This is a genomic window from Clostridioides sp. GD02367 (assembly GCF_045900275.1).
Classification (GTDB): Bacteria; Bacillota; Clostridia; order Peptostreptococcales; family Peptostreptococcaceae; genus Clostridioides; species Clostridioides difficile_A.
On the sequence record NZ_JBJODK010000005.1, the window covers coordinates 319947 to 336165 of the forward strand.

A 16219-nucleotide genomic window follows, 5' to 3' on the forward strand; every position below is an offset into this window, starting at 1 on the left:
AAATTACTAACCCCTTACTAACCCGAAAACTAAAAAAGAAAAAAGAAAAATATATCCAAACATAAGTGATATATAAATAAAAATATTCTATATAAATTTAACTTTAAATATTCTGACAATAATATATAAAAATATATTATAGTTAAAATATACCACATATTTTGGGTATTGTATACTGGAATTAAGGTAATTAATTTATTTTTTAACATACAAATGATTGTGTAAAAAAAAACAAGACTCAAAAATTTTTATATTCTTTGATAGAATAAAAATAAGAGTAAATTTATTGAATTTTATAAAATTTATAAGGGGTGAGTTTGGGATATGCAAGAAAATAAAAATGATATATTTGAATCAATAGATAATGATGATTTTGATAATAAGACAGAAGATGAATATTTAGAAATAGTAAGAAAAAATGGATTGAATTTAATATACATAAAAAATCAAACAGAAGAGATATGTTTAGAGGCTGTTAGACAAAATTGTAATGCAATAAAATGTGTTCAGAATCAAACAGAAAAAATATGTTTAGAAGCAGTTAAACAAGATTGGAGAATGTTAGAATTTGTGGAAGAACCAACAGAAGAAATTTGTATGTTAGCCATCAATCAAGATGGAACAGCATTAAAATACATAGAAAACCAAACAGAGGAATTGTGCTTAAGGGCTGTTGAAAAAAATGGTGCTGCATTGGAATATGTAAAAGAACAAACAGAAGAAATATGTATAGAAGCAGTAAGAAATAGTGAATTTGGGTTAGCTAGGGTAAAAAAACAAACAGAAAAAATATGTATGGAAGCAGTTAAGCATTGCAGTTACAATCTAAAATGGGTAGAAAATCAAACAGAAGAAATATGTATGGAAGCAGTGAGACAGAATGGGCTTGATTTGAAATTTGTAAAAGAGCAAACAGAAACAATCTGTTTAAGAGCAGTAAGACAAAATGGAATGGCGCTAGAATTTGTAAAGGAACAAACTATTGGTATATGTTTAAAGGCAGTGAGACAATACGGAATGGCATTAAAATTTGTAAAAGAGCAAACGGAAGAAATTTGTACAGAAGCTATAAAACAAGATAAAAGAGCACTTAGTTTTGTAAAAGAAAATAAAGAAAAATATAAAGTTTTATGTGATAATAATGAGCCATTTGCAAAACGCTATGTTAGAAATGTAATAGAAAAAGAAAACAGAGCATTGATTAAAAAGGGAGAAGAAAATGCAAAAATCAAAATTGCAGGAAAACTTTACGATAGAGGAATGTCATTTCAAGATATATCAGACATAGTAGAGATTGAAATAAGCAAGTTAAAAGTGAGTTTAGGTATCTTTTAAAGCAATAAATTTAGGTATTTTTTTAATTGAATAGTTAATAAAAAAATAATCAACTAGTTCTTTGTAGTATAGTAAAATTAGTGCTATAATTTGACATATAATAAATTATTTTTATTGAATAAGGGGGAATTAAAGTTGAAGATTACCATATTATATCAAACAAGAAGTGGAAACACAGAAAAGGTAGCTAAGATGATAGAAGATGGAGCTAAAAAAGTAGATGGTGTAGAAGTTAAACTCATGAGATTTGACAATATTGACTCAGATTATTTAAGTGAAAGTAAGGCAGTGATATTTGGAACACCAACTTATTTAGCAAATACAACTTGGGAAGTAAAAAAATGGTTTGATGAAGATTCAAGAAAAGTCAACTTAGCTGGAAAATTGGGGGCAGTTTTTGCTACATGTGACTATGTATGTGGAGGTCCAGATGTTGCGATACTTACTATAGTAGGTCACTTGATGGTAAAAGGTATGCTTGTGTACTCTGGAGGAGGCTCTTTAGGGAAACCATTCATACATTTGGGACATGTACATTCAGTTGAAGGACCAGAAGTACAAAATGAGAAGGCCATAATATTTGGCGAAAGAATTGCTACTAAAGCAAAAGAACTATTTGCTTAATTTCTATATGCATAGTAAGAATTATAATAAATTTAAATTTTTAGTGGGGATTTGGTGTAAAAGTTATAAAATAAAAATTTTTCCATAAAATTACTCAAGATAAATTATGATATAATTATAAATCAATTATATTATTAAAATAATTAAAATTAAACATTAATAGTGAGGGAAGTTTATGGTATGGCATATAGAATATGAAATTTTTTCTGCAATTATAGTTATTTTTTTAATGATATATTTTTTTAGAAGTAAATTTATACCTACGTTACAAAACAAAATATATTGTGCACTTTTAGTATTCTCATTTTTATTTATAATTTCAAATATTTTAGGCTCATTTTGCCTAAATAATGTAGATGAAATTCCAATTTTTATTACTGTTTTATTGAATCAAGTATATTTATTATTATTGCCAATACCAGCAGCGCTTGTATCGTTTTATGTTATGGCTATTATTTATCAAGATATAAGGTATATGAAAAAAAGATTATTATTTTTATCTATACCACTCATAATTTGTATAATCTTATCTATCACAAATCCTTTTACACATATTCTATTTGGATTGTCAAAAGAAACAGGTTATATACGAGGTTATGGATATGTTGCAACTTTTGCATCGTTTTTCTTTTATGCAATATATTCAGCATTTTTGTCTTTTAAATATAGAAAAGCGATGCATGAATCAAAAATATGGGCTATTAGAGGTTTTCTTATAGTTTCAGTTGTAGCAATTATATTACAGGCAATATTTTTACAGTATCTTCTTACAGGAGCTGCATGTGCATGTAGTTTACTTTTGACATATCTTTCTATGCAGAATCGAGGTCTTATTATTGATGACCTTACTGGTGTACTCAATAGACAATCTTTTATTCAAGAGTTAGATTTAAATATCAATACTGAACAATCAGGATTTATTATTACAATTGCACTTGATGACTTTAAATTTATGAATGAAACTTTTGGGACTAAAAATGGAGATATTGCATTAAAAGAAGTCGGAAAATATTTGATTCACATACATGATGTAAATCATGTATACCGAATAGGTGGAGATATATTTTCTATTGTTGTAAATAGTCAACTAGGTATACAGCCAGAGGAGATTATTAAAAAAATAGAAGAAAGATTCAAAAAACCTTGGTTAGTAGAAGAGATAAATTTTAATTTGGCAACTAGTATTGCTGTTGTTTATTATCCCGAAAATGCTGAAACAACAGAAGATGTCATAGTTGCTATAGATTTTTCTATACATGAGGCAAAGCGTTCTGAGTCAAAGCATGTTATTTATGCAGATGCATCTATAAGTGAGAAGATAAAGAAGAAACATGTGATTAAAAATTGTTTAAAAGAGGCATTAGAAAATGATGGATTTGAAGTGTACTATCAACCAATATTCTCTAATAGTAAAGGTAGGTTTACTTCAGCTGAAGCATTACTTAGGATGGAGCATAAAGACTTGGGATTTATACCTCCAGATGAATTTATAACAATTGCAGAACAAACAGGGTTGATTAACTCAATTGGGTTAGTGGTTTTTGAGAAAGTATGTAAATTTATAGCTAGTGATGATTTTAAAGATTTGAAATTAGATAATATAGCTGTTAATCTTTCTGTAGTGCAGTGCATGCAAAAAAACTTGGCTGATGATTTACTTTATCTTATGGATAAATACAATGTATCACCAACTAAGTTTAAACTTGAAATTACAGAAACTGTGGCATTAGGTTCTTTTAATATAATTAAAGAAACGATGGAAAGATTGATTGATTTAGGAGCTAAGTTTTCACTTGATGACTTTGGAATTGCTTATTCTGGAGTTACTAATATGCTTTCTTTGCCATTCTCAATAATTAAGTTAGATAAGAGTTTGATTTGGTCTATGAATGAAGATGACAGGCACAAACTTACAGTTGAAACTATTATAGCTCTTATAAATAAATTGAACATGAAAGCTGTAGCAGAGGGTGTTGAGACTGCTGAATGTGCTGAAGACTTGGCAACTATGGAGTGTGAATATTTACAAGGTTATTATTTTTCTAAGCCAGTTCCAGAAGATATTTTGAAAAATCTATTGAGAGGAAACGCACTTGTAGACTAATATCCTTTATTTTTTTAATTACAATTTTGTTCATTGACACTGTCAGTTATATATTATAAAATTAACACAATAACAAATATTAAAATTATTATACATATTATTAATATTAATTCCTAAAGTAAAGATTTATTATATATTTTTATAACTTAGAATATATATTTTACTTAATTATTCTAAAGTAAGAAAGGAAGATGTGACATGAATAAAAAGAAAATATTAGTACCAATTGATGGGACAGAGAGAAGTATGCATTCTTTGGAATTTATACAAGGAATATTCAAAAAAGATGAAGTCGAAGTAGAAATAATGAATGTAAAAGAACTAGTATTTATTGATGGCATATCCCTGGCTGAAGAAATAAAGAATTCTGAGAACTTAGGAAGAAGAATCCTGGATAAAGCAGCAGAGATAATGGGTGAGTATGATGTTAAAGTACACTTTACTTTTGGATATCCAGGAGATGAAATAATTAGAAAAGCAAAAGAAGATAATGTAGATTTTATAGTTATGACAAAATCTACTAAAAAAGGTCTTACAAGAATTATAGGTTCAGTAACAGCGAGTGTAGTTAAACAAGCAAAGTGCATAGTAATGATTGTACCGGAGTAGAATTAGTGAGGTATTTGAAATATGAATAAAAAGATAGTAGCAGTTTGTGAAAGTGAAAGAAGTTTAAATTCTCTTAAGGAAGCTGCAAATGATTTAGGATTTGATTTAGTTTATGAAATTCAAGAGAATGATAATATAAAAAATGAACTTTCAATTTATGATATAGAAGATGCATCTATTGTATTATTTGTTACAAGCGATTCTATAGAAAGTATAGATAAGATTGACAGATTCATAGATAGAGAATTTTATGAAGTTGATCCAAAATATATAATAGAAGATGCAAAATCTATAGTAAGTGAAATTTTAATAGACTTAAATTAATCGTGGGTGTCGCACTAAAAATAGGGCGACGCCTTTTTATGTATTTTATAAGAAAATCCCAATTTACTTAAAATTGAGATTTTCTATAAAATAGATTTAAAATAAAGTATAAGCTTAATCATGTTGAAATAACTGAATAACATCTTCCAAATGATTGTACATTGATGTGTAACCTAAGTCAGAATCTTTATTGTCGAAGGCTATTATTATATTATTATGATGGCTAATCATATCCTGTAAAGAGTTTCTATATTTAAACCCAAAGTATTGGTTAGAAGACACTGTTTTAGGTATTAACTCATAATATTTTATAAAAATTGGATTATGAGAGGCCAATATTATTTCCTTATGAAATTGTAAGTCAGCATCATAACATTCTTCTATAAAACCTTGAGAAACTTTATCTAGTTCTTCTACTGACTTCAAATAGGCATGTCTTATTTTTTGAAGTTCTTTAGTAGTAGCATTTAAAATTGCCAATCTTGTAGCTTCACTTTCTATAAGTTGTCTTGACCTTAAAGATTCAACATAAAATTCTTGTATGTTGTGATTTTTATATACTTCATTATCATCAAACAGGTCAATTTTTTTGAATCCTTCAACTATAGGGCTTGAGTAAGGTATAGCCCTAAGTATTCCTTCTTTACAGAGTATGTCTATGGCGTTTCTTACAGGGATTCTACTTATATTAAACAAGTCAGCAATCTTTCTCTCACTTGGTAATTTACTATTAATTTTAAAAGTTCCATTTAAAATATTTAATTTAATATAATCAATAATTTTTTCAGTGGCATTTAAGTTTTTCATAAGAACTCCTAAACATATAATTTTTTTATGATTGTATTATATCATAGTTAAGAGTTAAATCTAGTTTTTTATAATATGTATAAGATAAGATAGAAGCCATTATAGCTATAATAGCTAAGGTAAAATAACCATATTGCATTGAAATATAATCTGATATTTTACCAACTAACATTGGAAATATAGACATTCCTATAGCATAAATTGCTTGAAAGAATCCCATTGCAGTAGATTTCTGATGTTTTGGTACATTTTTCATAGATTCACTAGTAAGGTAAGAAAGGAGTATACCTGTAGACATACCTGGGAGTAATTGTAATATAAAAATTATAGTAATATTTTTTACTGTTGGAACTAGAAAACAATAAACTGAAATAAAAAGAAATACTAGAGGAATCCAAAACTTAGGCCCATACTTGGTACAAAATTTAGTAGATGCAAATCCAGAAAAGGCAACAGCACACAACATATAAAATATAGAGGATAGACCTATAAGGGTAGAGCTAGAACCTAAGTCTTTAAGAATTTGAGTAGTAAATGACATCGTTGTAGACATTTGAATACCTTGTTGAATCAATGCCATAAAAGAAAAAAATATAAGTCTTTTATCCATACATATATATAGAGAGTCTTTAATAGATATTTTTTTTAGTATATTATTTGAGTTGTGTTCTTTTATATTTAAAGCTAGGATTGTTCCAATAGCTGAAGATGATACACTCATAATACATAGAGTTGTCATTCCAAATTTTTCATAAAATAAAGTACTCATAACAAATCCAATTAACATCCCTAGATTGTTTACTAATATTATTATGCTTGTAGATTTTTGTTGATGTTTTACAGAAAAAAAGTTGGTGTAGTGGACCATGTAAGAAATCCAAGTTGATGATGATATTCCAGATAGAATATTAGCTATAAGAAAACCACTACCTCCAGGAGAAAAGATTCTTATAAGAGAGGCTAAACCAGCAAAGAAAATTCCTGACAGTATAAATATTTTATGTTTATTTATTGAGTCAGCAAAGACTCCAACAGGAAGTCTTAGTAAACATTGTGAGATTCCATAGGCACCTATTATTATACCTATCATGTTTGTAGACACATTACAGGCATTCAAATATGGATTTTGAAATGGTATGTATACATATTGCGAAAACCAGAAAAATGCAACAATAATAAGTAAAAGTAGTTTTTGATTAGATATTTTTTTCATATTATCCTCCAAATGGTATTTTTATAATGCAAATAATATACCATTTAGAATTTTTAATCAAGTATTTTATGATTAAAAAATAAATTAAATATATAATTATTATTTACTAAAAAATTATATTTTATAGTTGAATTAAGAAAACGCTTGTGTTAATATTAAGTTAACAAATTTGAATATTATAACAGTAGACGTGTTACTGGTAATGCAGGCAAGATCGAATCAATTTTTATAGATTATCTATAGGGTACTATGGGTATAATCTATTTATTTGGTTCGATTTTTTTGTTTAAATGGCCATAAAACAAAAAGCCTATAATTTAAAATGGAGGATTTTTTATGGATTATAAAAATATAGCTCAAGAAATTCTACTAAATGTAGGAGGAAAAGAGAATATAAATGAAGTGACTCACTGTATGACAAGGCTTCGATTTAAGGTCAGGAATTCTTCTAAAGTGGATAAAGAGAAGTTATCCAAGACAGAAGGAGTAATAACTGTTGTTGAGAGTATGGGTCAAATACAAGTTGTAATTGGTAATAAAGTAAAAAAAGTATACGACGAGGTCATAAAAATGGTGCCTCAAACAAATGAAGTAAGTAAAAGAAATGAAAATCAGGAAAAACAAGGTATAATGAATTCGATATTATCTGCAGTAGCTGGTATATTCACACCAACAATACCTGCTATAGCAGGAGTTGGTATGATTAAAGGTATTTTATCAGTCCTTGCAATGTATTATATGAATAAAAATGGAGTGGATATAAAAGAAACTCAAAGTTATATCATTTTAAATGCTATGGCTGATTCCATATTTTACTTTATGCCAATTATACTAGGATATACTGCGGCTAAGGTATTTAATGCAAATAAAATAATATCAATGGTACTAGGGGCTACACTTTGTTATCCTGCTTTTACAACTTTGATGGCAGGTGAAGAGACAGTTAGATTTTTAGGGCTGGTAGTAACTAAAGCTACATATACATCATCTGTTATTCCAATAATTATTGCTATATGGGCTCTTTCATATGTTGAAAAAGTATTAGAAAGGTATATCCCTGAAGTAATCAAAATAATAATGGTTCCCACACTATCATTAGTTATAATGCTACCTGCAACATTATTTCTATTTGGACCAATTGGGATATATATAGGAAATGTAATAAACTTTTCTTATAAGTATATTTATGAACTAAGCCCTGCATTGTGTGGAGCTTTTGTAGGTGGTTTATGGTGTGTGTTGGTTATATTTGGTGCACATAGAGCGCTGTTGCCAATAGGTATAAGTGATGTTGCTCAGACAGGAAGACAAAATTTATTGGCATTTGCAGGAGCTGCTAACTTTTCACAAGCAGGAGCTGCTCTAGGAGTATTCTTCAAAACCAAAAATCAAGGTCTAAAAACAATTTCTATGTCTGCAACTATAACAGCTCTATTTGGTATAACTGAACCTGCAATATACGGTGCTAATCTTAGGCTGAAAAAACCTATGGTATGTGCTGTAATATGTGGTGCAATTGGAGGTGCCATAATGGGAATGGGTGGAGCTTATGGTAACGCATTTGCAAACCAAGGTGTTTTAACTATACCTGTATATGCTGAAGCAGGTACATTAGGATTTTTAAGTTATTTAGGAGGTTGTGCTATAGCATTTTTTGGGTCAGCTATTTCAACTTATATAGTTGGATTTGAAGATTTAGAAGAAGTTTCAAAAGAAGAGAGTTCAGTTATAAAAATAGAAACACAAGATGGTGTTATTGATATAACTTCTCCTGTTGAGGGCGAATGTATAGAGTTATCAGAAGTAAAGGATGATGTATTTGCATCAAAAGCTATGGGAGAAGGTATAGCTGTATTACCTACAAAAGGAGTAATAACAGCACCTACTGACTGTGAAGTAGCTTCCTTATTTCCAACATTACATGCAATAGGATTAAAGCTAGATAATGGAGCAGAAATGTTAATACATGTTGGAATTAATACAGTAGAGTTAAATGGTAAATACTTTACAAAACATGTCAATCAAGGAGATTTAGTGAAGAGAGGCGATAAACTTATATCCTTTGATATAGATAAAATAAAAAAGGCTGGTTATGATGTAACTACACCAGTTATAGTAAATAATACATTTGATTTTGGACAAGTAGTTTCTTGTAAGCCTAGTTATGTATCTACTAATGATAATATTATTTCATTAGTACTAGCTAATAACTAAGTTAATTTAACTAGAAATAAGTAAAAAATGAATAATCAAGTATATTAAAAAAATGAGCTTACTGCAATGAATTAATAAAGAAAATAATTAATGTAAAAGGAGAAATATTTATGAGTACAGGATTTCCAAAAAATTTTTTATGGGGAGCATCATCTTCTGCATTTCAAGTAGAAGGAGCTTGGGATGAAGATAATAAAGGCAAAACCGTAGCTGACTACAATTCTTTTAAAAAATCTCATTTACAAGCAGATACTAAGATAGCATCAGATTTTTATCATAACTATGAAGAAGATATTGAATTAATGAAAGATTTAGGGATGAAGACCTATCGTTTTTCAATTTCATGGGCTAGAATAATTCCAGATGGTGAAGGAGAGATAAATCAAAAGGGTATAGATTTTTATAACAAGATAATAGATAAACTAATAGAGTGTGATATTGAACCATTTGTAACTTTATACCATTTTGACCTTCCATTTGCACTAGTAGAGAAATACAATGGATGGGAAAGTAGAAAAACTGTTTATGCTTTTGAAAAGTTTGCTAAAATATGTTTTAAGTATTTTGGAGATAGAGTAAAGCATTGGCAACCTCATAATGAACAGAATCTAATTGTTAGAGTAGAGGAGCGAATTAATATATATGATGAAACAGACCCATGGAAGATAGATAAGATGCGTGCTCAGATGGATTACAACCTTTGTCTAGCACATGCATTAGCAGTTAATGCATGCCATGAAATGATAGAAGGAAGTAAAATTGGAGCAGCTGTATCATCATCTGTAACATATCCTCTTACATCCAAGCCAGAAGATGTGTATGCTGCTAGAATGAATGATAACTTTAAAGTGTACTATATGCTTGATATGCATCATTATGGAGAATATCCAGGATATTATATGAATTACCTTGAAAAAAGAAATATAATTCCTCATATGGAAGAAGGGGACAAAGAAATACTTAGAAAATCTAAAATGGATTTTATAGCTGTAAATTACTATAGAACAAATTGTGCAGAAGCCTTACCTGAGGATTCGCAACATCCATTTGGCTTAAGAGAAGGAACTGTTGATTTTAGTATGTATGGATTATTTAAAATGTCGATGAATCCTAATCTGAAAGCTTCAGAATATGGAGCATCAATAGACCCATCAGGTCTTAGGGTAGCTTTAAATGAATATTGGCAAAAATACCACTTACCTGTTATAATAACTGAAAATGGACTTGGAGCTAAAGATGTATTAGAAAAAGGAAAAATTCACGATGACTATCGTATAGATTATTTAAGAAGTCACATAAATGCATGTAAATTAGCTATTGAAGATGGTGTAGAGATGATTGGATATTGTCCATGGTCATTTACAGACCTTTTAAGTTCTTCACAAGGTTTTAATAAGCGTTATGGACTTGTTTATATAAATAGAACAGACCATGAAGTTTTAGACTTACAAAGAATAAAGAAAGATAGTTTTTACTGGTATAAAGAAGTTATAGAGAACAATGGAATAACAAAATAAACATAAATATATATTGAGGGTTTTAGTATGTATATTACAAAGGTATTAAACAATTCATTGCTACTTGCAAAGGATGATAATGGCGAAGAAATAATATTGATGGGGAAAGGTATTGGTCACAATTATAAGGTTGGGTCTGAGTTGAATAAAGAAGATATAGAAAAGACCTTTGTTCTTCATGATGAAAATACAAAAAAGAGTATTATACAACTTGCATCAGAAATAGATGCAGAATACTTTGGTATAGCTCAAATGATAATCGCATATGGAATAGAAAAATATAACTTAAAACTTATGAACCATATATATTTGGCTTTAACTGACCACATTGCCTTTGCAGTGAGACGCTTTAAAGAAGGTATAATGATTGAAAATAACTATTTGTTTGAAATAAAAGAGTTTAACCCAAAAGAATATGATATAGGAAGATATGCAATTACTGTTTTTAAAGAGGTTCTTGGCTTAGAGTTACCAGAAGAGGAAATTGGTAATATAGCAGGTCATTTTATAAATGCACAACAGGATAATCCCTATAGTGATAGAAGTAAGAGAAGTGCTAAGATTGTAAATGCTATTTTGCAGATAGTTCATTATCACTTTTCTATTGTATATAATAAAGAGTCATTTTATTATAGGAGATTTGTAATGCATCTAAAGGCATTTTCAAAAAGATTTCTAGCCAATGAACCATCAAAAGAAAAGATAGATTTTATTTATGAGCAAGTTCAAAAAAATTGTAAGGAAGAGTATGAATGTGTAAAAAAGATAGGAGCTTATATATACAAGGAGTATTCTAGAGAATTGCCTAAACAAGAGGAATTATATTTAATGATTCATGTTCATAAGATTTTAGGAGAATTAGATGAAAATTGTTAGAATATCTTAGTATATTAGTAATCTGATAACAAAAACAAGAATTAATTAAATTTTAATAAGGAAATTACTTAAAGAGATAGTGAATATTCACTATCTCTTTGTTTTTATATAAAAGTAGGCAAGGTGAGTAGTTCGTCAAATATATATAACATAATTTTCAAAAGTATTTACATCAGAAAAGAAATAAAAATTGTAGCTAAAAAATATTTCATGGACTGAGAATAAATCTAAAATATATTTTTTTAATAATATGTTAGAAAATGAGAATATTTAAATAAAAAAAAGAATATTATATATAGTTGACAAAATGTGGAAATTAATATATTATATAAATATAGAAATAGTAATCATTACTATTATTGAAAAGGGAGGAATTAATTATGAATTTAAAAGGAACTAAAACAGAAAAAAATTTAATGGCAGGATTTGCAGGAGAATCAGAAGCAAGAAACAAATATACATACTATGCTTCAAAAGCTAAAAAAGAAGGTTATAATCAAATAGCTGCTATATTTGAAGAAACTGCTAACAATGAAAAAGAACATGCTAAGTTATGGTTTAAGCTTTTACATGATGGCATGCCTTCAACAGAAGAAAATTTAAAAGATGCAGCAGCAGGTGAAAACTATGAGTGGACTGATATGTATGCAAAATTTGCTAAAGAAGCTAAAGAAGAAGGATTTGACAAAATAGCTTATTTATTTGAGGCTGTTGGAAAAATAGAGAAAGAGCATGAAGAAAGATACTTAAAGCTTTTAGAAAACTTAAATGAAGGAAAAATATTTAAAAGAGATGAAGAGGTTGTTTGGCAATGTCAAAACTGTGGTCATGTTTATGTAGGTACTGAAGCACCAGAAAAATGCCCAGTATGTGACCATCCAAAGGCTTACTTCAATATAAAAGCTGAAAACTATTAAAAATTATTATAATTAAAAAGGAATGTTAACTATGAAATTTTCTAAACAAAGAGAACTGATTTTAAATGAAATATTAAATAATCCGGTTCACCCTACTGCGGATTACCTATATGAAAATTTAAAAAAAGATAATCCAAATTTAAGCTTAGGAACTGTGTATAGAAATTTAGCCCAGCTGACAGAACATGGCTTTATAAGAAAGGTTAGTATTCCAGGAAATCCAGATAGATTTGATGGTAGAATAGATAATCACTATCATATCATATGTGAAGTATGTGGAGAGGTGTACGATTTAGAATCTGATGTTCTTAATAATTTAAAAGAATCAATAGCAGAGGAAACAGACATAAAAATAACATCTTATAACATAAGTTTTAAAGGGATTTGTAATAATTGTGAAAAGTGTAGCCAAGTAGGTTAACTTTCAAATTCTAAAAAATAATTAATGAGGTGAGTTTATGTGTAGTGAACAAAAATTTTTTATATGTGAGACTTGTGGAAATATTGTAGGAATGATACAAAATAGTGGCGTACCTGTTTTCTGTTGTGGAAAGCCTATGAAAGAGCTTGTTCCTAATACAACAGATGCAGCAGTTGAAAAACATGTACCTGTGATTGAAGTAGAAGGAAATAATGTTACTGTAAAAATAAGTAGTGTTGCTCATCCAATGACTAAAGAACATCATATAGCATGGGTATATCTTATGACTGAGCAAGGTGGTCAACGTAAATGTCTAACAGTAGATGGAGAACCTATAGTTAAATTTGCTTTGAATGATGATGATAAAGTGATTTCTGCATATGCTTACTGTAATTTACATGGATTATGGAAGGCTGAACTGTAATATTTAAATAAATTGAATTTAAAGGGGAGGCTATAAATGTATTTTATACAAATGGCCTCCTATAAATTTATATAAATTCAATTTTTAGTTTTATTTAATGTCAATATAACATAAGGAGAAAATAATATGTCAATTTATAAATGTAGTGTTTGTGGATATATTTATGATGAATCTAAGAATGATAAAACTTGGGATGAATTGAGTGAAGACTGGGAATGCCCTGTATGTACAAAAGGTCGTAGTTATTTTGGTAAGATAAGTACTGTTTACTATGAAGAAGATGAAAAGGGAGCAGAAGATATTGCTGAAAATGAGACTGAGGTAACTAGTGAAAAAACAGGTGATTTAAACTACATAAATACATATTTAAGAAGAGATGATGAAGTTGAGAAACATATGGACATAATCCATGAAATGGCTGTTACAGGGAAGTCTATAATAGAACCTATGAGAACTAAACTACCAGTAATTTCTTGGGATGATATTTTAATTATGGGTGCTCAATTAAATCCATTACCTTTAAATGAGCATGATGAAGTAAATACAACAACAATAATAGGAAAAAAAGCAAAAAAACCTATGATTATAGAAAATCCAGTTTATATTTCCCATATGTCATTTGGAGCTTTGTCTAAAGAACTAAAAATAGCTTTAGCAAAGGGAGCAGCTAAAAGTAAGACAGCTATGTGTAGTGGAGAAGGTGGTATATTGCCAGAAGAAAAAGAAGCTTCATACAAGTATATCTTTGAATATGTACCAAATAAGTACAGTGTCACTGAAGAAAATCTTAAAAATTCTGATGCTATAGAGATAAAAATTGGTCAAGGAACAAAACCTGGTATGGGAGGTCATCTTCCTGGCGAAAAGGTTACTGAAGAAATAGCAAAGGTGAGAAATAAGCCTGTAGGTCAAGATGTAATAAGTCCATCTTGTTTTGAGGAAATACAGTCTAAAGAAGACTTAAAGAAACTTGTAGATGAGCTTAGAGAAGTTTCAGAAGGGCGTCCAATTGGTGTTAAAATTTCAGCAGGACATATTGAAAAGGACATGGAATTTATAGCTTATGCGAAACCTGACTTTGTAACTATTGATGGTCGTGGTGGAGCTACTGGCGCAAGTCCAAAATTGCTTAAAGATGCAACTTCAATTCCAACAATATTTGCTCTTCATCGTGCTAGAAAATATATAGATACACATGAATTAGATATAGATTTAGTTATAACAGGTGGACTTCGTGTATCTACTGATTTTGTTAAGGCATTAGCTATGGGTGCTGATGCAATTGCTATTGCAAGTTCTGCTCTTATGGCAGCTGCATGTCAACAGTATCGTATATGTGGTTCTGGTAAGTGTCCTGTAGGAGTAGCTACTCAAGATGAAGAATTAAGAAAAAGATTACATATAGAAAATAGTGCTAATAGAGTGGCAAACTTCTTAAATGTAAGTTTAGAAGAACTTAAGACTTTTGCTAGGGTTTCTGGGCATAAGGATATACATGATTTAAGTGTTGATGATTTGTATACAGTTAACTCTGAAATATCAAATTATACAAATATACAACATGTATAGGTTTTAAGTTTAGAACTATTAATAGATATATATATTTATAAAAATAAGAGTGAATATAGTTTATGTAAGGAGAATTTTACTTTGTAAAGTTCTCTTTATTATTGTGAAAATTAAAAATATTAAATTGTAAAATATTCTGTGATATCGTACTATTAAACTAAATAATATTTTAAGGAGTGATTATCATGGAAAGGTTAAAGATACAAGTTCTTGTTGATAATAATACATACATTGATAGATATTTTGTTGGAGAACCAGCAGTAAGCTATTATATTGAAATTGATGGTAATAAAGTTTTATTTGATTCAGGATATTCAGATGTATTTATATCAAATGCTGAAAAGCTAGATATAGATTTAGGCGACTTAACTCATGTTGTTTTTTCTCATGGGCATAATGACCATACAAGAGGTATTAAGTTTCTGAAAGATAAGTATGATTTATCTAAAGTTGAGCTTGTCGCACATCCCAATTGTTTTATACCTAAAAAAGAAGGCAATGAGAATATAGGTGCTCCATTTTCTGTTGATGAAATTAAACAAATTTTTATATATAATCCTCAAGAAAAACCTTTTAATATAAGTGAGAATTGCATATTTTTAGGTGAAATACCTACTGTACATAATTTTGAAAAAAGAGCTAAAATGGGCAAATATAAAGTAGGAGATTTGTGGGAAGATGATTGTGTTTTAGATGATTCTGCTATAGTCTGTAAAACTGATAAAGGTCTTTTTATTATTACAGGATGTTCTCATAGTGGAATTTGTAATATAGTAGAGTATGCTAAAAAGGTATGCAGAGATGACAGAATCATTGGTATATTAGGAGGTTTTCATCTTTTTGAATTGGATGATAGGTTAGATAGTACAATTCAATATTTAGAAAAAGAAGGAATAAAAATGTTGTACCCTTGTCATTGTGTTTCTTTTAAAGTAAAAGCTAAGATGAATGAAACTTTAAGTGTGAATGAAGTGGGAGTAGGGTTGACTTTAAACATATAAAATTTAAGTTGCTATTTAAAAGGAGTTGAACTTAAAATTTGATTAGAAAAAATCATTTTTAAGATAGCTCCTTTTATTATATTTATTTTTAAAAAAATTAATATAGTATTATATGAAATATTGTAAAAAAATTATTTTTAATGAGATTATATTTTCATTAATAAACAATTTTATCATGTATTAATAATGAGAAAATAAGTAGTAAATAAAGTGAATTTATTTACATCTATGAATTATTTTAGAAATTATATTGATTATTCTTAT

At 28.7% G+C, this 16219-nt stretch carries 15 protein-coding genes; 13 read left to right on the top strand and 2 right to left on the bottom strand.

All coding sequences use genetic code 11. The features are described from left to right. The first annotated feature begins 324 nt into the window (after positions 1-324). The 5 genes from Q3223_RS09610 to Q3223_RS09630 all read left to right on the top strand — a co-directional run bounded on the left by Q3223_RS09610 (position 325) and on the right by Q3223_RS09630 (position 4996). Positions 325-1335 (top strand): DUF4116 domain-containing protein, encoded by a 1011-nt coding sequence (locus tag Q3223_RS09610; protein WP_054269441.1) that lies wholly within the window; start codon positions 325-327, stop codon positions 1333-1335. Positions 1336-1470: 135 nt separating this feature from the next. Beyond that, positions 1471-1959 (top strand): flavodoxin family protein, encoded by a 489-nt coding sequence (locus Q3223_RS09615; RefSeq protein WP_054276085.1) that lies wholly within the window; start codon positions 1471-1473, stop codon positions 1957-1959. A 175-nt stretch (positions 1960-2134) separates the two neighbouring features. After that, the gene (locus Q3223_RS09620; RefSeq protein WP_284181710.1) at positions 2135-4063 is read left to right on the top strand and encodes an EAL domain-containing protein; all 1929 of its coding nucleotides are present in this window, start codon (positions 2135-2137) and stop codon (positions 4061-4063) included. A gap of 198 nt (positions 4064-4261) precedes the next feature. Further along, positions 4262-4672 (top strand): universal stress protein, encoded by a 411-nt coding sequence (locus Q3223_RS09625; RefSeq protein WP_054269444.1) that lies wholly within the window; start codon positions 4262-4264, stop codon positions 4670-4672. 21 nt (positions 4673-4693) lie between these two features. Continuing rightward, positions 4694-4996: a PTS Lactose/Cellobiose specific IIB subunit gene (locus tag Q3223_RS09630; RefSeq protein WP_021383628.1), complete on the top strand. Its 303-nt coding sequence runs from the start codon at positions 4694-4696 to the stop codon at positions 4994-4996. Between the two features lie 114 nt (positions 4997-5110). Here Q3223_RS09630 and Q3223_RS09635 read toward each other — a convergent pair whose 3' ends face one another. Both Q3223_RS09635 and Q3223_RS09640 read right to left on the bottom strand, forming a co-directional pair. After that, positions 5111-5803 carry a FadR/GntR family transcriptional regulator gene (locus tag Q3223_RS09635; RefSeq protein WP_054269445.1) on the bottom strand — a complete coding sequence of 231 codons (693 nt, stop codon included), beginning with the start codon at positions 5801-5803 and terminating at the stop codon, positions 5111-5113. 25 nt (positions 5804-5828) lie between these two features. After that, on the bottom strand, positions 5829-7016 hold the full coding sequence (locus tag Q3223_RS09640) for an MFS transporter (RefSeq protein ID WP_074179204.1): 1188 nt from the start codon (positions 7014-7016) through the stop codon (positions 5829-5831). A gap of 336 nt (positions 7017-7352) precedes the next feature. Here Q3223_RS09640 and Q3223_RS09645 point away from each other — a divergent pair, with 336 nt between their 5' ends. The 8 genes from Q3223_RS09645 to Q3223_RS09680 all read left to right on the top strand — a co-directional run bounded on the left by Q3223_RS09645 (position 7353) and on the right by Q3223_RS09680 (position 15955). Next, the gene (locus Q3223_RS09645) at positions 7353-9230 is read left to right on the top strand and encodes a beta-glucoside-specific PTS transporter subunit IIABC (protein ID WP_219674112.1); all 1878 of its coding nucleotides are present in this window, start codon (positions 7353-7355) and stop codon (positions 9228-9230) included. Positions 9231-9340: 110 nt separating this feature from the next. Further along, the gene (locus Q3223_RS09650) at positions 9341-10747 is read left to right on the top strand and encodes a glycoside hydrolase family 1 protein (RefSeq protein ID WP_284181711.1); all 1407 of its coding nucleotides are present in this window, start codon (positions 9341-9343) and stop codon (positions 10745-10747) included. A gap of 27 nt (positions 10748-10774) precedes the next feature. Further along, positions 10775-11623, top strand: coding sequence for a PRD domain-containing protein (locus tag Q3223_RS09655; protein WP_284181712.1), 849 nt, complete (start codon positions 10775-10777; stop codon positions 11621-11623). Between the two features lie 380 nt (positions 11624-12003). After that, positions 12004-12540, top strand: coding sequence for a rubrerythrin (gene rbr / locus Q3223_RS09660; RefSeq protein WP_074179207.1), 537 nt, complete (start codon positions 12004-12006; stop codon positions 12538-12540). A gap of 31 nt (positions 12541-12571) precedes the next feature. Next, entirely contained in the window at positions 12572-12961 is a 390-nt protein-coding gene (locus Q3223_RS09665; protein ID WP_054269446.1) for a Fur family transcriptional regulator, read from the top strand. Positions 12962-12998: 37 nt separating this feature from the next. Then, positions 12999-13385 (top strand): desulfoferrodoxin family protein, encoded by a 387-nt coding sequence (locus Q3223_RS09670; protein WP_054269447.1) that lies wholly within the window; start codon positions 12999-13001, stop codon positions 13383-13385. Between the two features lie 126 nt (positions 13386-13511). Further along, a complete protein-coding gene (locus Q3223_RS09675; protein WP_054269448.1) occupies positions 13512-14954 on the top strand; it encodes a glutamate synthase-related protein in 1443 nt (480 codons plus the stop codon). Between the two features lie 185 nt (positions 14955-15139). Continuing rightward, the gene (locus Q3223_RS09680; RefSeq protein ID WP_054269449.1) at positions 15140-15955 is read left to right on the top strand and encodes an MBL fold metallo-hydrolase; all 816 of its coding nucleotides are present in this window, start codon (positions 15140-15142) and stop codon (positions 15953-15955) included. Positions 15956-16219: the final 264 nt, after the last annotated feature.